Source organism: Ruminococcus flavefaciens (genome assembly GCF_900116855.1).
GTDB classification, from domain to species: Bacteria; Bacillota; Clostridia; order Oscillospirales; family Ruminococcaceae; genus Ruminococcus; species Ruminococcus flavefaciens_R.
Map to the genome: position 1 here is coordinate 25,236 of NZ_UETD01000017.1, position 19,085 is coordinate 44,320.

Sequence of the window (19,085 nt, forward strand, 5' to 3'; positions counted from 1 at the left end):
CGCTATGGAGAATACAATGAAGAACAAAGCACTGACACTTATGTTGTGCGGACTTATGGCGGTTTCTGCTGCTTCCTGCGCGGGAAAAGGCGAGACCTCGTCTGCTACGGTGGAAACTACAGCTGCCGCGACAACTGCGGAAGCTGCAACAGAGACGGAAACAGAGCCTGCAACGAAACCGACAACAAAAGTGACCGTTGAATACTACGATGGGCTTATCTGCTCGGATAATATGACCGACAAGGAAAAGGAGAAATCGAGCTTCCGTGAGTTTACACTCCTTGATCCTGAGAAGTGTTTCAGCCTGAGCAAAAACGGTCGTAATTTCTACCCCCTGCCTGATTCTACGGAACTTAAAGTGAAGAAATTCACTGATGATATCCGAGAGATAAAAATATACGATGAACAGCTTGACACAGACTTTCTCGTCCATGTCATACTTCCACCTGACTATGATGAAAACAAGAAATATCCTGTATTTCTGATGACCGATCCTGCGTATTGGTTCAAATTAATACCCGATCTTCGCCAACTTATCAGCGACGGTGAAGCAGCTCCTCTGATATTCGTTACACTCGGCTATGATTATGACAGGAATGGCGGCGGTGATGAAGAGCGGCTTGATAAATTTATAATTCGCCAGAATAAATTCCTCGATTTTATTACTGACGACCTCATGCGGACTGTTGCTCTGAACTATAAGATCGACGAGTCACGCTCCGTATTTTTCGGACATTCCTGCGGAGGAACGTTCTCTCACTATGCCCTATGTAATTCGGACAAATATGAATATCAGCCATTTGCAAGGTACATAATGGGAAGCATGGCATTCTGGAATTATTATCATTCTTTCGATGAGCAGCTTTATGATCCGAGTGTTATTACAGATCCCTATGCGTATACACGGGAATTTGACTATTTTGACCGCAATGAGACTATGGATAAGAACGTATTAATATGTGCAGGCGGCAGAGAAAATCCTTCTTTCGAGGATAACTATAACGGCAATAAAAATATGACTGAGGAAGCAACGGCGCTTTATGAAAGACTTACCTCACATGGTACAGATGCAGAACTTAAAATATATGAGGATTGCTATCACAACAATTATGTGGAAGATATGCTGAAGGACTATCTGAAGCAGAATTTCCCGCCAGAGGATAAAACTCAAAATTGACATATAGGAGGAACGAATATGAATAAAGCAGTAATTCTTGCAGGCGGACAGGGCAAGCGCATGAAGGCGGAAATGCCCAAGCCTCTTTTCAAGGTGCTGGGCGAGCCTATGCTCCGCTGGGTGATATCTGCCTGTGAAGCAGCAGACCTTACGGATATATGCGTGGTCAAGGGCTTCAAGGGCGAGATGATAGATGAGTATCTGGGCGGCGCTTACAAGACCGTTCTTCAGGAGGAGAGACTTGGTACGGGTCATGCAGTGAAGCAGGCTGTGCCCGTCCTTGAGGAGGATACGGAGGGCAATACCCTCGTGCTCTGCGGAGATGCTCCCTTTATCGACGCCGAGACTATAAAGGAGTCGCTTATCATACACAAGCAGCAGAAAAACGCTGTTACGGTAATTACTGCGGAGCTGGAGAACCCCTTCGGCTACGGCAGGATAATCCGCTCGGCAGGCGGCATCAGCGGCATAGTTGAGCAGAAGGACGCTACCGAGGAGCAGCGCCGGATAAAGGAAGTAAATTCGGGCACATACTGGTTCAGGACTGCCGACCTCATAGAGCTTCTCGGCAAGCTCAGCAATGACAATGTGCAGAATGAGTACTACCTCACCGACACCATCGCCATCGCTCTTGCAGAAGGCAAGAACGCAGGCGCATACAAGTCCGAGAATGCGGATATCATCAGGGGCGCCAACGACAGAAAGGACCTCCTCGAGCTGAACACCTATGCAAGAATGGCTGTTATTGAGAAGCACCTTGCCAACGGCGTTGAGTTCACCTGCACAGACGGCGTTGTCATCGAGCGCGGCGTTGAGATAGGCGTGGGCACGGAGATACTTCCCAATACTATAATAAGAAAAAATACCACCATCGGCAAGAACTGCAAGATAGGTCCCAATACCGTGGTGGAGAACTGTAAGATAGGCGATGATGTAAACCTCCACACAGTGCAGGCTTACGAGTCGGAGATAGAGGCAGGTGTAAAGATAGGTCCCTACGTTCATATACGTCCCGACAGCGTTGTGAAGTCGGGCGCCAAGATAGGCGATTTCGTGGAGATAAAGAACTCCACTATCGGCGAAAAGACCGCCATTGCACATCTTGCCTACGTCGGCGACAGCGACATCGGAAAGCGCGTGAACATCGGCTGCGGGACTGTTACCGTAAACTACGACGGTATCGCCAAGAGCCGCTGCGTTATCGGTGACAACTGCTTCATCGGCTGCAACACCAATCTCATCGCTCCCGTAAAGCTGGGCAAGGCTGTATACACAGCCGCAGGAACCACCGTAACAAGGGACGTTCCCGACTATGCGCTGGCTATCGACAGAGGAGTCATGAAGATAAACGAGGGCTATACTCTCAGAAAGCTCAAGAGCAAGCTTGGAAAGTGAAAATTAAAGTAAAAAAGGCTGTCCTGAGACAGCCTTTTTTATATAGGTATAGAACCGGAACTGGCAAAATAATAACGACCTTCATTGACACCCTCTCAAAAGCCAATCAAGGTCGCTATCGAGTTGGCGGCTGCGCACCCTCTATACGCAGATGCCGTACGGCAGGCACAAATTCCGTAGTGCCATATATCCCTTTGCATTGTTATCACTACTGTTGTAACGTTTTAAGCGATCTGAAAAACTGCCTTAGGCGATTAAACATATTATAGGCATTAATGTTTAATAACAGTTGTGAATAAGTAAAATGTCTTTTGGAACTGGTTGATGTGGCTTTGATACGGCGGAGTTTAAAACCGTATCGAGCAAAACAGGATATAATTGCCGATTTTGTTACAGGACACATAATATATCTTGATGTAATTATGTGGTGGATGGAGACCGATTTTTCGGTCTCTGTTCTTCCAACAATTGTATTATAGCCCATAGGGGGAGAAAGTTCAATTGATTATATTGCCTGAAATTAGCACTATATTGCTAAATAAAATTCAATTATTTATATTAAGTGTTTATGAACAAAACTGAATATTTTATGCGTTCATACAATATTCATATATGCAGATTTTGATGTATTTTACGTCTTTCGGCAGCAGTTTTTTATCTCTGAAAACAACGCAGATGCGTTGTTTTCGGCACTTGCACAAATTGTGCTTCAAAAAACCGAGTTTTTAACAATCTGTAATATTCGGTCGCGATTATACAGATGAAATTTGTTGGTTAAATCATACACAATAATACCTCGGAAGAAAATTCATAAAAAATACGGAAAATCTTCATATATTTTTTTGTTTTAACGATTTTTGTGCTACAAAAAAGCTCCGAAGTCTGTCTCCGGAGCCTTATGTCATAATATTCCGTTGGCTGCATCCTCGATACGCCTGCGGTAGTAGGAAGCCTGCCACGGGAAGTCGAACTGTTTGAACAGTCTCAGGCAGCTCTCTGCGTTCTGAAGCGCTCCGTCCAGTCCCTCGTCGTCCCCCGCCTTGGCGAAGATATACACAACCGTAATGAATATCTCAAGGAGAGTGAGGTCCTTGGCACCCTGCGGCTTATAGCCGAATTTCAGCAGCTTCAGCGCCTGCTGGTAGTTCTTTGCGGCGCAGTCAGCCAGCGCAAGGGCAATGTAAAGATCAGCCTCTCTCTGCGGCGAGACCTTTATCGTATGCTTCTGGAGAAAGCTTATGTTCCTCGTGCGGAAGTCCTCAGCATCGCGCCAGTTGCCTATTTTGCTGACAGTGGAGAGAGTCTCGATGCAGTAGGCGAACCTCTCGTCGCCGCTGAGCTTCTTGTCTTCAAGCTTTTCAAGATAAAAGGCGGATGTCTTGTAGTCGTGTATCCTGCCATAGAGCGCTGCAAGCTGGATTATATCAAAGGGCGAGGGCTTTTTTGCGTTGTCGATGAAGGCGTCCGCATAGGCTTCGCACAGATCCTTGGTATATCCCTTTTCAATGTATAAAGCATACACGTCAACGTACTTTTTCATCTCGGCGCTGTGAGATGTCAGCAGCGAAAATCCTATTTTTTTACGTTCTGACGGTGATATCATATTATCAGCCCCCTGTCCTGTGGGTATTCGTAACATTGCAAAATGAGTAAAAACAGTAAATTATTCTTGCTTGTTTGCATATTCAATTCTAACACAAATTTATTACTTAGTCAACATTTGTCGGCAGCTAAAATATAAAACTGTTGATATGCACAAAAACCGTGCGGATTTTTTTCCTAATCAACATATTGAACTAATGCATCTTTTAAGCTTATTTCAATAATTTGTGATATAATAATAGTAGAGTGGAGTGGTGTACTCTCGGAGTGGCTGCTCCCGTGCTATGACATACCCTCTGCCGCAGGGGCAGAGCAGTTCCAAGGGGGAATTTATATGAGAGTTCTCGTAGTTGAAGACGAGATGCAGCTTGCGGATGCTCTTTCGGAGATCCTTAAAAGAAATATGTATAATGTTGACACCGCTTACAACGGTATAGACGGTCTTGATAATGCCATGACAGGTGTGTACGACTGTATCATCCTTGACATCATGCTTCCCGGCATGAACGGTCTGGAGGTGCTGAGGAAGCTGAGACAGGAGAGGATAAGCACTCCCGTCCTGCTGCTCACCGCGCGAAGCGAGATCGAGGACAAGATCAACGGTCTTGACGGCGGTGCGGACGACTACCTGACAAAGCCCTTCGTTACGGGAGAGCTGCTGGCGAGAGTCCGCGCCCTCACCAGAAGAAAGGGCGAGATCGTCGATGAGAACAGGCTGGATTACAACGGTCTTGAGCTCAACAAGAACACCTGCTCTGTGATGTGGCAGGGAAATGACGTAAAATTGTCACTGAAGGAGTATCAGATCATGGAGCTGCTTATCTCCAATCCCCATCAGATACTCCCCAAGGAGCGCATAATCGAAAAGATATGGGGATATGAGAGCGATGTTGAGTACAACAACATCGAGGTGTACATATCGTTCCTGAGAAAGAAGCTCTCTGTCATATCCGCTCCTGTTCAGATCAAAACCGCCCGAGGCATAGGCTATTCGCTTGAGTAAGGAGGAATGCTGCTATGTTCAGGAAAAATAACGATCAGATGTTCAGAAAAGCGCAGATGAAGCTGTTCACCATGATAGTGAGCATACTGCTTGCAGTGTTCATCGCGCTCATAAGCTCCATAAATGTTATCACCAAGGCTGTCATGAGAGGACAGTCAAAGGAAGTCCTCATGCAGATAGCTGCGGGCACGGAGTATAACGACAAGGAGCTGAAGTTCATGTTCACTCCGCCCGATAACGGCGAGCCTAAGAACGGCAAGCCCTCGGAGCCTGCAAAAAAGCCTTCGGAAGCGCCTGTGACTACCGCGCAGGCGACCACTGCCGTTATCACTACGGAGACCTCGGCGACTACTACAAAGGCGACAGAGACTACCACTTCGGCTGTGACCTCCGAGGAGGAGACCACGAATACCGAGAACTACGAGGAGAACGAGTACGAGCAGCAGGAGCAGCCTGAGGCTCAGCCAAGTCCCAATGATGATCAGGGCAATCAGAACGAGGTGCCCTTCAAACAGCCCGAAACTCAGCCAAGACAGCCCGAGACCCAGCCCAGAAGGTCCGAAAGTCAGGAGAGCCAGCAGGAATGGACGGCTCCCACTCTGCCCAATAACGACAACAACAATAACGGCGGTCAGGGCAGCTGGGGCGACTGGGGAAGCTGGGGCGGCGGTGACGGTCAGAACGGCGGCTGGGGCGGTGACGGCGGTCAGAATGGCTGGGGAAACGGTCAGTACGACCCCAACTGGAATCCCTATGACCCGTGGAACCCTTGGAACCCTTGGAATCCGTGGAGTCCTTGGAATCCGTGGAACCAGCAGCAGTGGGGACAGGCTCCCAAGGCATACAGCAATGAAAATGACGACTTCGACTATGAGAGCTACCACCGTGAGCACGGCGGCGAGGCTGAAAGATATGATGACAGCGAGCCCCGTCTCATGCAGACCGTTTACAGCGGCGAGGACGTTCTCGACGGTTTTACCGTGCTGGCAAACAGGGACGGCGGCGACGAGGTGACTTACGCTGACAAGAACGATAAGAGCAGAAAGGCTGCACCTAATCCCGAGGCCAACCCTATGGGCGCCTCAAAAGTAGAGCCTATCCCGAAGAGCCTCGGTTCCATAGACTTCTTCGTGCTCATGTCCGACAAGGACGGTCATTACCTTGCAAAGCTCTATAACGAGGACCTGAAAGCCGATGACGCTCAGGAGTGCATAACCGATATCCTTGACAAGAACACCGACACTGGTATGTACCACTCCTATCAGTACTATCAGGCTGACAAGTCCAACGGAAACCTCATAGTGCTGACAGACAAGAGCTATGAGATGGATATGCTCAGACAGCTCAAGCGCACCACTATCATCATCGGCTCCATCGCGCTGATAATACTGTCCATACTGGCGTATTTCCTCAGCAAAAAGAGCATCCAGCCTATCAAGATAGCCTTCAACAAGCAGAAGCAGTTCGTATCGGACGCAAGTCACGAGCTCAAGACTCCTCTTACGGTAATATCTGCAAATACGGACGTTCTTCAGGGCGAGATAGGCGAGAACAAGTGGCTCAACTACATAAAGTCTCAGACAGACCGCATGAACGTGCTGGTAAATGACCTGCTGAACCTTACAAGGCTCGAAAACAACACCGTTGAGCTGGAGTACAAGTACTTCAACATGAGCAAGGCGATAGTAAATACAGCCCTGCCATTTGAGTGTCAGGCGTTTGAGAGCAACAAGCAGTTCGAGGTGGATGTGGACGACAATATCATGCTCTGCGGAAGCGAAAAGCACGTTAAGCAGATGGCTGCCATATTCATCGACAATGCGCTGAAATACTCAAACGACGGCGGTACGGTAAGAGTTTCGCTGAAGAAGGTGGGCGGCAGAAAGGTGCTGTCCGTATTCAATACGGGCGAGGGCATCAAGGTGGAGGATCAGGACAAGATCTTTGAACGCTTCTTCCGCAGCGACGAGTCGAGAAACCGTGCAACAGGCGGCTACGGACTGGGTCTTGCCATAGCAAAGTCCATCATCGACAAGCACAAGTTCAAGCTGAATATCATCAATCAGCCCGGTGAGAGCGTATGCTTCGCCGTGACTATGGATTGACATTCATACAGCAGTTTTGCCCCTGAGTGCTGCAAAGCACCCAGGGGCATTTGTTTATCCGGATAAATCATAATTTAGCGCAAGCGCTAATAGTGATTAGTGCATAGTGGTTAGTGATTAGTTAATGTGTTCGCTGCGCTCACATTATTTAAAACGTCGCCGAAGGCGACACCACAACTATTCACTATTCACTAATCACTATTCACTCAAATCATAATTTTGCGAAGCAAAATTATGATTTGACATCATCTTCAAGGTATATTATAATAATAAGGTACCGTGTATGCGGTCCGATACAGAAATCATAATGGAGATATTGCTATGAAAACTTCCGTTGTTATTGTGTGCGCAGGAAATTCTACAAGAATGGGCGGCGTCAATAAGATACTCCTCCCGCTGGGAGACAGAAAGGTCATAGGCGTTACCATGCAGGCTTTCCAGTCCTGCGAAAGCGTTTGCGAAATAATCATCGTTGCCCGTGAAGACGATATCCCCGCCATTCAGGCTGAGGCGGAAGCCGCAGGCATAACCAAGCTTGCCGCCTGCACTACGGGAGGCGCTACCCGTCAGGAGAGCGTTATCAACGGCATCAGAAAAATATCCAAGGAGACCGAGCTTGTGGCTGTCCACGACGGCGCCCGTCCCCTTGTAAAGCCCGAGCATATCGAAAAGGTCATCAAGGACGCTTCCGTGTTCGGCGGCGCGACTCTGGGCGTTCCCGTAAAGGACACCATCAAGACCGTGGACGGAGGTCTCATTATCGATACTCCTCCGAGAAGCTCACTGTATATCACCCAGACTCCGCAGATTTTCAAGCGAAACCTCTATTTTGAGGGCATTGATTTCGCTCTGGAGCACGGTCTGGACTTCACCGATGACTGCCAGCTGGTAGAAGCTATCGGCGGCAAGGTCGCCATGACGGTGGGTGACTACACCAATATAAAGATAACTACCCCCGAGGATATAGACATCGCGGAGGTGCTCCTCAGACGCAGATAAGTCGGGAGCGAAAGGAGAATAGGATTTGTTTGCGAATTACCATACCCACACCGCCCGCTGCGGTCATGCAAGAGGCACGGACAGGGAGTTCGTGGAGAGCGCCATCGCTCACGGCATGAAGGTGCTGGGATTTGCCGACCACTGCCCGTGGGTGTTCGGCGACGGTTACAGGTCGGGCATAAGAATGACCGATAAAGAGGCAGAAGGCTATTTCAGGTCCCTTACCGACCTCAGGGATGAGTATGCCGATGATATTACCATATACATAGGCTTTGAAGCGGAGTACATACCCCAGCTCATCGAGGCGCAGGATAAGCTCCTTGCGGACTATCCGCTGGACTATATGATAATGGGTCAGCACTTCAATGACCCCGAGTACTGTCAGGTATATATGGGAGTCCCCACAGGTGACGAGACGGTGCTGAACAAGTATGTTGACCGCATAATCGAGGGCATGGAATCGGGCAGATACCGCTATCTTGCTCACCCCGACCTGCTGGACTTCACAGGCGGTCAGGAGATATACGAAAAGCACTTCACAAGGCTGTGCGAGTACCTGAAAACAAAGGATATACCCGTGGAGATAAATATGCTTGGCATGACAGGCGGCAGGCACTACCCTTCGGACAGGTTCTTCCGCATAGCTCAGCGTGTGGGGAATACCGCCATTATCGGCTGCGACGCCCATTTCCCCGAAGCTCTCCGTGACAGCGAGGCTATGGAAAAGTGCAGGGCATTCGCCGGAAAGTACGGGCTGACAGTCCTTGAGACCCTCCCGGGACTCGGTGCAAAGAAGTAAGATTTCAGAGTTGAAAGTTGAGATTGGAAGGATAATATGAGTATTTTTGATGTGTTCGACAGGATTTCCGCAAATTCTTCCTCGGCAAGAGGTAAAATAGAATATGTTATCGCAGGTCTGGGCAACCCCGGACTTGAATACGAAAACACACGCCATAACGCCGGCTTCATGGTCATGGACGAGCTGGCAAAGCAGCTGGGCGAGGACATAAGCCGCCTGCGCTTCAAGGGCAAGACCGCTGAGGTCACTGTTGAGGGCAAGCGCTGCCTGCTTCTCAAGCCCACCACATTCATGAACAACAGCGGTGAAGCCATAGTGCAGGCGCTGGAGTTCTACAAGATAGACGTTTCAAACCTCATCGTGGTCTGCGATGATATCTCCCTTGACTGCGGAAAGCTCCGCATACGCCGCAAGGGCAGCCACGGCGGTCACAACGGCCTCCGCAGCATATGCGAGCTCACAGGCAGGGACGACTTCCCACGCATAAAAATGGGCGTTGGCAAAAAGCCTCACCCCGACTATGACCTTGCAAAATGGGTGCTGGGAAAGTTCGGCAAGGAGGACTCGGAGAAAATGGCAGAGTCGGTGAAGAATGCCTGCGAGTGCATAAAGCTCATGGTGCAGGACAAGACCGATGAAGCCATGAATAAGTATAATTCCTGATAACGGAGATGTACAATGGATCTGTTTAAAGAACTTTTCGGCGAGCTTTCAGGCTTCAAAAGCCTCAGGGAAGCCGTCGATAAAAATATCTCACCCGTCTCTGTGACGGGCCTTTCCCATATACACAGGGCACAGCTCATACACGCCCTCAGCGGCAAAAAAATAAATCTTGTCATCACAGGCTCCGAGGCAGAGGCGAAAAAGCTCTGCGACGACATAAACATGATGGCAGGTGCGGAGGAGGCTGTGCTTTTCCCCTCAAAGGAGCTGGTCTTCACTCCCGTTGACAGCACCAACCACGAATACGAGCATATGCGCATAGCCGCCCTCATAAAGGCGGCTAAAAGCCGTTGTTCCGTAATATGCGCCAGCATCGAGGCTGTAATGCAGCCCGTTATCCCCGTGGGAGTCCTTATCGCTTCGGGTATCGAGCTCTCTCAGGGACAGGAGATAGACCTGAAGGAGACCGCCGTTACCCTCGCAAAGTGCGGCTATCAGCGCTGCGAAAAGGTAGAGGGCGCGTCACAGTTCTCCATAAGAGGCTCTATCCTCGATATCTTCCCCGTACAGGCGGACAAGCCCGTCCGTATAGAGCTCTGGGGCGACGAGATAGACTCCATATCGGAGTTCGAGACCGACACTCAGCGCCGCACGGAGCCCCTCGAAAAAATGGAGATATATCCCTCGGGAGAGGTGCTTTATGACAACGAGGAGCTAGCCGACAGGATAGAGGAGCTGTGCAAAAAGGTCCGCGGAAAGCACATGGAGCAGGTACGCGAGCACCTCGGCGCAGACGTTCACAGGCTGAGAGCAGGGGAGATACTCGCTCACAGCGTCAAGTACTACCCTCTGGTCTACGGAGAGCCCTCCACCGTGTTCGACTACATCGACGGAGCGGTGCTTTTCAGCGACTATTCCGACATTATGGATAATGCCGCAGGTGTGCTCACAAGGCACAACGAGGACGTAAAGATACTCATTGAGGACGGTCAGCTCTGCAAGGGGCTGGACGGCTATATCCTTGAGCTGGCGGATATACAGCACAGGGCTGAGAAGCGCGTCTGCCTCTATATGAGCAGCTTCATGCAGGGCGGCGAGCGTATAGACTACCGCAGGCTGGTCAGCTTCGAGGCTATGCAGACCGCTCCGTGGAGCGGTGAGATGAAACAGCTCATCGAGGACCTTGAGGACTACCACCGCCGCGGCTACCGCATGATACTTGCGGCAGGCAGCGATAAGACACTTCCCATCATACAGCAGGACCTCTGCGACAAGGGCATTCCCTGCGACCTGCTCTCACAGGGCATCGAGCCCGCGGCAGGCAGAGTGCTGCTCATGTCGGGCAGCTTCGGCGGCGGCTTTGAGTACCCCGAGAACAAGACCGTTCTCATCACTCAGGGACGCTCTATGGACGCGGTCCGCAGGAAGCGCCGCAAAAAGAAGAACAAGGCGGAGGAGATACGCTCACTTGCGGACATCACCGAGGGTGACCTCGTTGTACATTCGGGTCACGGTATCGGCAGGTTCATCGGTATAAGAAAGCTGGAAATGGACGGCGTTACCAAGGACTATATCACCATACAGTACGCAGGTACCGACAAGCTCTATATCCCCGTAACTCAGCTGGATATGGTGTCGAAGTACATCGGTCCCAGAGACGACAGCGGCGTAAAGCTCAACAAGCTCAGCTCGGGTGAGTGGCAGAAGACCAGAAGCAACGTAAAACGCGCAGTAAAGGATATGGCGCATGAGCTCATAGCACTCTATGCAAAGCGCGAAAAGAGCGTGGGCTTCGCGTTCTATCCCGATGACGAGATACAGCACGATTTCGAGGAGCGCTTCCCCTATGTGGAGACCGACGACCAGCTCCAGTCAATCGCCGAGATAAAGGCGGATATGGAACGCGCCCGTCCTATGGAGAGACTGCTCTGCGGAGACGTGGGCTTCGGCAAGACCGAGGTGGCACTGAGAGCCGCCATGAAGTGTGTTCTCTCGGGTAAGCAGTGCGCTATACTGGCACCTACTACGGTGCTTGCCTATCAGCACTATCAGACCGCACTTCGCAGATTTGAGCACTTCCCCGTGAATATAGAGCTGCTCAGCCGTTACCGCACTCCAAAGCAGCAGGAGGAGATAATCAAGAAGCTGAAGCAGGGACGCATAGACCTTATCATCGGCACTCACAAGATAATCCAGAAGTCCGTGGTATTCAAGGACTTGGGACTGGCTATAATAGACGAGGAGCAGCGCTTCGGCGTTGCCCACAAGGAAAAGTTCAAGGAGAGCTTTGCGGGCGTGGACGTGCTCATGCTGTCCGCTACACCTATTCCCCGTACACTGAATATGGCTATGAGCGGTATCAGGGATATGTCCGTCATCGAGGAGCCTCCTCAGGACAGATACCCCGTTCAGACCTATGTCATCGAGTACAACATGGGCACTATAATACAGGCTATCGTCAGGGAGCTCCGCCGCGGCGGTCAGGTGTACTATATCCATAACCGCGTGGAGACTATCCACGCCTGCGCTTCACGGCTCAAGGAGCTGCTTCCCGAGGCGCGTATCGCCGTTGCACACGGTCAGATGAACGAGGATGAAATGTCAGATATATGGGAGCAGCTGGTGGAGCATGAGGTGGATATCCTCGTCTGCACCACTATCATCGAAACAGGCGTTGACGTTCCCAATGTCAATACCCTTATCATTGAGGACTCCGACCGCTTCGGTCTCTCGCAGCTCTATCAGCTCCGCGGCCGTGTGGGACGCTCCAACCGCAGGGGCTATGCATACTTCACCTATCAGCGGGACAAGGTGCTGACGGAGATAGCTACAAAGCGACTCAACGCCATGAGGGAGTTCACACAGTTCGGAAGCGGCTTCAGGATAGCTCTCCGCGACCTTGAGATAAGAGGCGCGGGAAGCATACTGGGCGGCAGACAGCACGGTCATATGGAAGCCGTGGGCTACGATATGTATTTGCAGCTTCTCTCCGAAGCTATCGCCGAGGAAAAGGGCATTCAGCCCGAAAAGGTGCCCGAGTGCCTTGTGGATATACAGATAGACGCCCATATTCCCGAGAAGTACATATCCAGCCTAAATCAGCGTATAGATATGTACCGCAAGATAATGCTGGTCAACGAGGACAGCGACAAGTCCGACCTCATAGACGAGCTCATAGACCGCTACGGCGACCCGCCGAAATCGGTTGTGGGACTCATAGACGTTTCCCTGCTGAGAAATAAGGCGGCACACATGGGTATCACCGAGATATCCCAGAAGAACGGCGCTATGTACTTCTATACCGAGTACCTTGTGCCCGAGCAGATAGCCGCTCTCCAGCAGGCTTACAAGGGCAGGATAACCTTCAACGGCGTGGGCAAGTCCTATGTTTCCGTGAAGATATCCCCGAAAATACGTCCTTTCGACATGATGAGGGAGACCGTGGAGCTGCTGTATCAGAACAGGGAGAAGAAATAATACTTGTCGCAATATTTGGTCAAGTTTTTATGATAATCGCAATTTTTGTGTATTATGTATTAAAAAATGTGTAGGAATTTGTATGATATGTTACTTTACACGCTTTGGTTTTTGTGCTACAATGAGGGTGTAAAAACAGAACATTCACACCGTGACGTACAAAGGAGATACAGATATGGACTATAAAAGAATAATGGCAGGAGCCGCAGCTTTTGCACTTGCTGTGTGCGCTGTTGGCTGCGCCAAAAAGGATTCGGGCAAGAAGTCCGAGGATAAAGAGCCAACCACCGTGGGAACTACCGCAGAGATTACCACCGAGGAGGAAACTACCGAGGAGAAACAGCCCCCTACACCCGTAGAGGCTGACGACCCCAATGCCATCACATTTGATGACGGCGTTTTCGATTTCGCCGAGGTCAAGACCGATGACCCCGACTGCGCTTCGGGAGAGCTCTCCGTTGAGGAGCTCATGGGCAATAAGATGCTGAAATTTACCGATGACAATACAGTTCCCCTAAAGGGAAAGGTGCAGAAGATAGACATTCGTGTGCTTCCGCTCCTTGGCGCTGAGGGCGCCGCAAAGGTCCGCAGGATAGAGTTCGACCTTTACGCGCAGGCTACCGCAGATGGTCTCAAGACCAATGACGCCGAGAACGTAAGAGCTCCCGGCTGGATAGGCGGAGGCGGCGGTACTGTAACTGCTGCAAATGACAAGTGGTACGATTTTCAGGAGTTCGACGGCGGCGAGTATGACTTCGAGACCTCGGGACCCGTTCACGTCAAGTTCAAGTTCCTTCTGGCTGACAGCGGCCAGTGCTGGAGCGAGGAAATGGAGGACCCCAACTTCCTCATCATGCGCTGGGGCATCGCCAATGAGTCTGACCTCTATATCGACAACCTTGTGTTCTTCGACGAGGACGGAAACTCCATACCCGTTCAGTCAGGCGGCTCCAAGATAGAGGAGAAGCTGGAAGAAGCAGGGGACAAGATAAAGGACGAGGCTCAGAAGGCAAAGGAGGAGCTTCAGGCTGAGTACGAAAAGGCTGTCGAGGATATGAAGAACTCCGAGGACTATGAGGCGGCAAAGGCTAAGATCGACGAGATCAAGCAGAAGCTCGAGGACTTCAAGTCAGACGAGAATATGGCTGAGCTGGAGGAGAAGATCTCACAGGCTGAGGCAGAGATAAAGGAAAAGACCTCACAGGCTCAGGCTGCTATCGAGGAAGCCTCAAAAATGATCGAAGAAGCTAAGAATAACTAAAGAAGATCAAAAGGATACCAGTATAGAAATTTTGCCCCTGAACGTTTTATAGCGCTCAGGGGCATTTTTGTTTTATTCGGGTAAATCATAATTTAGCGGAGCTAAATTATGATTTGAGCCCTTAGCCGTTAGCTAATGTAGGGGACGCCGCCCTCGGCGTCCCGCGAGATATATTACACTCCCAACGGAACGCCGAGGGCGGCGTTCCCTACAAATATAAATTTTGATTTACATTTGCAGGACTCCAATGGGGCGTCTGATTTTTAGTCAAAGTAAAATATGTCCTCGAACTTCTTGTCGAGAGCTATGCACAGTATCAGCGCCAGCTTTGCTGTGGGGCTGAACTGTCCCGTCTCTATGGAGCTAATGGTGTTTCTCGACACGCCCACCATCTTTGCCAGCTCATCCTGTGAGAGCCGCTGCTCCTTGCGTATCTCTTTCAGGCGGTTGCGGAGTACAAGTGAATCGTCTATCATGCTTTCACCGCCTTATGGTTTTAAGCCGAAAAGCTCGCAGACAGCCATAAAGGCGAACATAGCGAATACTAAGCCGTTAAGGGCTGCCACGGCAATATCCGCAGAAGTCCTGCTTTTTATCGCCTTATGCAGGTTCATTGCAAAGATCATACAGAATTCCGTTGCGATCATTCCGTAGTTCACGCGGCTTGTAGCAAAAAGCGACAGCATAGTGTATATTACGATAAAGCATAAACTGAAGAGCATAGCGAAGCGTGAAGCACTTCTTGCTCTGTCTATCTCCGCGATATCGCGGTTTTTATTTTCTTGTCTGCTTTTAGCCAGTATTTCTTCCCTGTTCATAATGATCTCCTCCTATATCATGCAAAGTTTTGTTGCCAGTTTTTGATAAGTTTAATTGGTATGGCTCTATTATAGCATCGGCAAGTAACTTGTCGGAATTGCCTTATGGCATGGAGCCAAAGTTCTCCGGACAGCTACGAAAGCCGATACTGCAAATGCAGTGATTTATGCACCGTGTCCCGTAAAGTGGAGTATAAGCGAAACTGCGGTCACAAAGCCCATAAGTCCTGCGGCTATGCCTATTCTTGTTTCTTTTGTGCGTGAAGCCTTATAGCCCCAGAACGCTGTGAGAAAAGCTGCAAACAAACTGTAGTATCCATAGTTGCGTTCATCAAAGAATGCCATGTCGGCAAAGTAGAGGATGAATGCCATTGTTATGCCTATCTTTGCACCTAACTGAAGCCCTTTAGCCTTGATGTCAACTGCTACTGGATCATTACCTTTGTTTTCCTGTCTGCTTTTTGCGAGTATCTCTTCCTTGTTCATAATGATTTCCTCCTATATCATGCAAAGTTTTGTTGCCAGTTTTTGACAAGTTTACTTGTCATGTCTGTATTATAGCACCGCCAAGTATACTTGTCAAGGCTTTGCAAAGAAAACTTGTCAGATTTGTATGACTGCACAATTCCAACGTGCTGATACGGATGGTTTATAGTTGGATATAAACAAAAGGCGAACCATTCGGTTCGCCTTTAATTAAGCATTATGCATTATGAATTATGCATTGAATATCAGCCAAGTACTACCTTTATCTCGTTAACATCAGCAAGCTTGTCCGCGGGAACATAGTTGCCCTCCAGCTTTGTGCCGTTGAGGTAGAGCTCCTTGACACCGCTCTGAACGTGTGCGGAGTTGTCGATGTCGATGTTCAGCTTCTTGCCGCGGAAGTTCTTGTGTATCTTGAAGCCGTCCCACTTTGCAGGGATAGAAGGTGCGATGGCAAGACCGTTAAGGTCGGGCCTCATACCGCAGATACCCTCTACGCAGCCTACCATTACTGTGGAAGCTGTACCTGTGAGCCAGTGTACATGAGCGCGTCCCTCATAGGGTGAAGCCTTTGATTCGGTGAACTGTCCGTGTACATAGGGCTCCATAACTCTTATCTCAGCCTTGTCGTTCATTGCGGCAGGCGAGCTCTCGAGGAAGTACTCGAATGCGCGGTCGCCGTGACCGAGAAGTGACTCGGCAAGTATGAGCCAGCCCTGTGACTGCGAGAAGATACCGCCGTTTTCCTTTGTGTCAAGGTTGAATACCTGCATGAGTGCGCCCTCGAAGTGGTGGTACTTGTAGGGCGGATCAAGAAGCTTTGCGCCGTAGGGAGTGTTGAGTATGCTGTGGACGCTTTCCATAGCCTTGTCAGCCTGCTCTGCATTGGCAAACTGTGAGATAACGCTCCAGCTCTGGGGATTGAGCCACATATTTGCCTCGGGGTCCTTCTTTGCGCCGACGATAACGCCGTCCTCGCGGATACCGCGGATAAATCTGTCCTCGTCCCAGCACTTTTCGAGTGCTGCTGCAAGCTTTGCTCTTGCGCCGTCGATGTACTCAACGTATGCTGTATCGTTTCTGTCCTCAGCCATGCCGCGGATAACGTTCATAGCGTAGTAGAGCTGGAATGCAACGAATGTTGACTCGCCCTGTGCTCCCAGACGGAGACAGTCGTTCCAGTCTGCATGGAGACCTGCGGGCATATCGTGGCTTCCGAGGCGCTCCATTGAGAAGCGGATAGCGTTCTTCAGATGGTCGTAAACGGTAGCCTCTCCGCCGCCTTCCTCTGCGTAGGTGATGACCTCGTCAAGGAAGCCCTTGTTTCCGCTCTCGCCAAGGTACTTGACAATAGTGGGGAAGAGCCAGAGCGCGTCATCGGCACGGTAGGAGGGATGTCCTGTCTCCTTTGCGTAAACGCTGTGCTCGTCGTTCTCGTCGGGGCAGGTCTCGTGACCTGCGTTGTGGTCGAACTTTACAAGGGGAAGTCCGCCGCCGTTGCTTACCTGTGCGGACAGCATGAAGCGTATCTTCTCGGCAGCCATTTCGGGATCGAGGTGGATGATACCCTGAATGTCCTGTACCGTATCACGGTAGCCGTAGCCGTTTCTCAGACCGCAGTATATGAATGAAGCCGCTCTTGACCAGATGAATGTGATGAAGCACTGGTAAGCGTTCCATACGTTTATCATGTTGTTGAACTCGTCGGAGGGAGTCTCTACGCGGAAGTTCTCCAGCTGGCTGTGCCAGTGGTCTTTGAGCTGCTTTATCTCGGCATCTACCTTGCCTGCTTCCTTGTATTCCTCAAGGATAGCGGCAGCCTCTGAGTCGGTGCGCTGACCCAGTACGAAGATGAACTCCTTTGTCTCGCCTGCTGCAAGAGTGATATCGCTCTGGAGAGCACCGCAGGAGTTGGAGTTGAAGTTCATTACGTTGTTGCACTTGCCGTTTTCAACGGCGATGGGGTTCGAGAATGTTCTGTATGGACCGATGAAGTCGCTGAGGCTTCCGTTGCAGGCTGTGACGGGCTGTCCCACCATACCGAAGAAGCGCTCCTTGCCGTTGTAGCCGTTCTCATCGAAGCCTGTGTTCTCGTTCATGTGCTGGATTATCCTGTTTCCGCCCTCAAAGCTTGTGCGTGTGATAAAGAGGGTGTACTGGAGGTTTACCTGATCCTGCTCATAGTTGGGCTCGTTGGTGAACTCTATAAGTCCGAATACGGACAGCTTTCTCTCCTTGTCGGAGTTGTTTGTGATCTTTGCACGCCATACCTCATAGGTCTTGCCGAAGGGAACATAGTATGAAGTCTCTGATTTTATGCCCTCGTACTCGGCAGAAATGATGGTGTAGGCTGTACCGTGGCGGCATTCGCTCTTGTACTTGTCAAGGGGCTTGCCCACAGGCTGCCATGAAGCCGACCAGTAATCGGCGGTGTCGTTGTCTCTTATATAGATGTAACGTCCGGGGAGAGCCATATCGGAATTGAAGCGGAAGCGTGAAAGTCTTCCGTTAGCTCCTGATTTAACGAAGCTGTATCCTGCGGCGTTGTTTGAGATCATAGCGCCGTACTCGGGGTCTCCGAGATAGTTTGCCCACGGTGCGGGAGTTGCGGGGTTAGTGATGACATATTCTTTGTTTTCCAGATCAAAATGTCCGTACTGCATAATACCAATCTCCTTCTCAGCTGCCGTTGGACAGTGCTCTCCGCGGGCAGAAAATATCATTCTAATTAATGTCTGCTCAACAACTAAAAAATGGCTTTATATAGCTTGCAAAAGCCATTTTTTAGTTGCCAAAGTGCAGGAAAAACTTTTCCGCAATTTGTTTTGCCCGACAGGGCAAAATGAGCATGACATAAAGGAATGTGATGCGCAAATTCCAAATTTTATAAAGAATTTGCGCTCCCGAACGTCGTTCGGGGCAATAACCGCCATAAGGCGGTTATTGCGGACACATTAATTATAGCATTTAGCAGGGAGTTTGACAAGGGGGTAAAGATGAACATATCGTTAACAACTGACCAGAAATTGCGATTTATCGATACTTATAGTAATATCGGACAAGGATTGTGCGGAGAGTTTATAATAAACTGCTGTCAGACCGCCTGTATTTTGCAGTTTTTGCGTCGGGCAAGCCGAGGGAAGAAGTGCGTTGCAGCCGTGTGACATTGCTTCGCTCGTCACACTGTTTCTCAGGAAGGGCGCTGCCCTTCCCCATGCCGATCACAAAACAAGCCTGAAGCTTAACGTAAATGAGTTTGGTCAGGTAAGTATAGTCGAATAAAAGAAAGCAAACAGGCGG

At 50.0% G+C, this 19,085-nt stretch carries 14 protein-coding genes; 9 read left to right on the forward strand and 5 right to left on the reverse strand.

The window, feature by feature from the left end; genetic code table 11:
* The first annotated feature begins 16 nt into the window (after window positions 1-16).
* Both DSZ37_RS15945 and glmU read left to right on the forward strand, forming a co-directional pair.
* Window positions 17-1,177, forward strand: coding sequence for an alpha/beta hydrolase (locus DSZ37_RS15945; RefSeq protein WP_181380346.1), 1,161 nt, complete (start codon window positions 17-19; stop codon window positions 1,175-1,177).
* A gap of 18 nt (window positions 1,178-1,195) precedes the next feature.
* A complete protein-coding gene (glmU, locus tag DSZ37_RS15950; protein ID WP_109727856.1) occupies window positions 1,196-2,572 on the forward strand; it encodes a bifunctional UDP-N-acetylglucosamine diphosphorylase/glucosamine-1-phosphate N-acetyltransferase GlmU in 1,377 nt (458 codons plus the stop codon).
* A gap of 901 nt (window positions 2,573-3,473) precedes the next feature.
* Here glmU and DSZ37_RS15955 read toward each other — a convergent pair.
* Complete coding sequence (locus DSZ37_RS15955) at window positions 3,474-4,175, reverse strand: hypothetical protein (RefSeq protein ID WP_109727857.1); 702 nt, start codon at window positions 4,173-4,175, stop codon at window positions 3,474-3,476.
* Window positions 4,176-4,508: 333 nt separating this feature from the next.
* Here DSZ37_RS15955 and DSZ37_RS15960 point away from each other — a divergent pair, with 333 nt between their 5' ends.
* The 7 genes from DSZ37_RS15960 (at window position 4,509) to DSZ37_RS15990 (ending at window position 14,481) form a co-directional block, all read left to right on the forward strand.
* Window positions 4,509-5,177, forward strand: coding sequence for a response regulator transcription factor (locus DSZ37_RS15960; protein ID WP_109727858.1), 669 nt, complete (start codon window positions 4,509-4,511; stop codon window positions 5,175-5,177).
* 14 nt (window positions 5,178-5,191) lie between these two features.
* A complete protein-coding gene (locus tag DSZ37_RS15965) occupies window positions 5,192-7,282 on the forward strand; it encodes a sensor histidine kinase (protein WP_109727859.1) in 2,091 nt (696 codons plus the stop codon).
* A 321-nt stretch (window positions 7,283-7,603) separates the two neighbouring features.
* The gene (ispD, locus tag DSZ37_RS15970) at window positions 7,604-8,281 is read left to right on the forward strand and encodes a 2-C-methyl-D-erythritol 4-phosphate cytidylyltransferase (protein WP_109727860.1); all 678 of its coding nucleotides are present in this window, start codon (window positions 7,604-7,606) and stop codon (window positions 8,279-8,281) included.
* 25 nt (window positions 8,282-8,306) lie between these two features.
* Window positions 8,307-9,080, forward strand: a complete 774-nt coding sequence (locus DSZ37_RS15975) for a histidinol-phosphatase (RefSeq protein ID WP_109727861.1) — start codon at window positions 8,307-8,309, stop codon at window positions 9,078-9,080.
* A gap of 36 nt (window positions 9,081-9,116) precedes the next feature.
* Complete coding sequence (gene pth, locus DSZ37_RS15980) at window positions 9,117-9,743, forward strand: aminoacyl-tRNA hydrolase (RefSeq protein WP_109727862.1); 627 nt, start codon at window positions 9,117-9,119, stop codon at window positions 9,741-9,743.
* Window positions 9,744-9,758: 15 nt separating this feature from the next.
* On the forward strand, window positions 9,759-13,220 hold the full coding sequence (mfd, locus tag DSZ37_RS15985) for a transcription-repair coupling factor (RefSeq protein WP_109727863.1): 3,462 nt from the start codon (window positions 9,759-9,761) through the stop codon (window positions 13,218-13,220).
* Between the two features lie 175 nt (window positions 13,221-13,395).
* Window positions 13,396-14,481 carry a hypothetical protein gene (locus DSZ37_RS15990; protein ID WP_109727864.1) on the forward strand — a complete coding sequence of 362 codons (1,086 nt, stop codon included), beginning with the start codon at window positions 13,396-13,398 and terminating at the stop codon, window positions 14,479-14,481.
* Between the two features lie 263 nt (window positions 14,482-14,744).
* On the opposite strand, the gene DSZ37_RS15995 is transcribed toward DSZ37_RS15990, so the two are convergent.
* The 4 genes from DSZ37_RS15995 to DSZ37_RS16010 form a co-directional block, all read right to left on the reverse strand.
* On the reverse strand, window positions 14,745-14,957 hold the full coding sequence (locus DSZ37_RS15995; RefSeq protein WP_019680327.1) for a helix-turn-helix transcriptional regulator: 213 nt from the start codon (window positions 14,955-14,957) through the stop codon (window positions 14,745-14,747).
* Between the two features lie 12 nt (window positions 14,958-14,969).
* Window positions 14,970-15,299 (reverse strand): DUF6442 family protein, encoded by a 330-nt coding sequence (locus tag DSZ37_RS16000; protein WP_109727865.1) that lies wholly within the window; start codon window positions 15,297-15,299, stop codon window positions 14,970-14,972.
* A 165-nt stretch (window positions 15,300-15,464) separates the two neighbouring features.
* Entirely contained in the window at window positions 15,465-15,785 is a 321-nt protein-coding gene (locus tag DSZ37_RS16005) for a DUF6442 family protein (protein ID WP_109727866.1), read from the reverse strand.
* Window positions 15,786-16,030: 245 nt separating this feature from the next.
* Complete coding sequence (locus tag DSZ37_RS16010) at window positions 16,031-18,448, reverse strand: GH36-type glycosyl hydrolase domain-containing protein (RefSeq protein ID WP_109727867.1); 2,418 nt, start codon at window positions 18,446-18,448, stop codon at window positions 16,031-16,033.
* Window positions 18,449-19,085: the final 637 nt, after the last annotated feature.

Coding starts and splice junctions, on each gene's coding strand:
- DSZ37_RS15945 (WP_181380346.1), top strand. CDS start 17: ATGAAGAACAAAGCACTGACACTTATGTTGTGCGGACTTATGGCGGTT.
- glmU (WP_109727856.1), top strand. CDS start 1,196: ATGAATAAAGCAGTAATTCTTGCAGGCGGACAGGGCAAGCGCATGAAG.
- DSZ37_RS15955 (WP_109727857.1), bottom strand. CDS start 4,175: ATGATATCACCGTCAGAACGTAAAAAAATAGGATTTTCGCTGCTGACA.
- DSZ37_RS15960 (WP_109727858.1), top strand. CDS start 4,509: ATGAGAGTTCTCGTAGTTGAAGACGAGATGCAGCTTGCGGATGCTCTT.
- DSZ37_RS15965 (WP_109727859.1), top strand. CDS start 5,192: ATGTTCAGGAAAAATAACGATCAGATGTTCAGAAAAGCGCAGATGAAG.
- ispD (WP_109727860.1), top strand. CDS start 7,604: ATGAAAACTTCCGTTGTTATTGTGTGCGCAGGAAATTCTACAAGAATG.
- pth (WP_109727862.1), top strand. CDS start 9,117: ATGAGTATTTTTGATGTGTTCGACAGGATTTCCGCAAATTCTTCCTCG.
- mfd (WP_109727863.1), top strand. CDS start 9,759: ATGGATCTGTTTAAAGAACTTTTCGGCGAGCTTTCAGGCTTCAAAAGC.
- DSZ37_RS15990 (WP_109727864.1), top strand. CDS start 13,396: ATGGACTATAAAAGAATAATGGCAGGAGCCGCAGCTTTTGCACTTGCT.
- DSZ37_RS15995 (WP_019680327.1), bottom strand. CDS start 14,957: ATGATAGACGATTCACTTGTACTCCGCAACCGCCTGAAAGAGATACGC.
- DSZ37_RS16000 (WP_109727865.1), bottom strand. CDS start 15,299: ATGAACAGGGAAGAAATACTGGCTAAAAGCAGACAAGAAAATAAAAAC.
- DSZ37_RS16005 (WP_109727866.1), bottom strand. CDS start 15,785: ATGAACAAGGAAGAGATACTCGCAAAAAGCAGACAGGAAAACAAAGGT.
- DSZ37_RS16010 (WP_109727867.1), bottom strand. CDS start 18,448: ATGCAGTACGGACATTTTGATCTGGAAAACAAAGAATATGTCATCACT.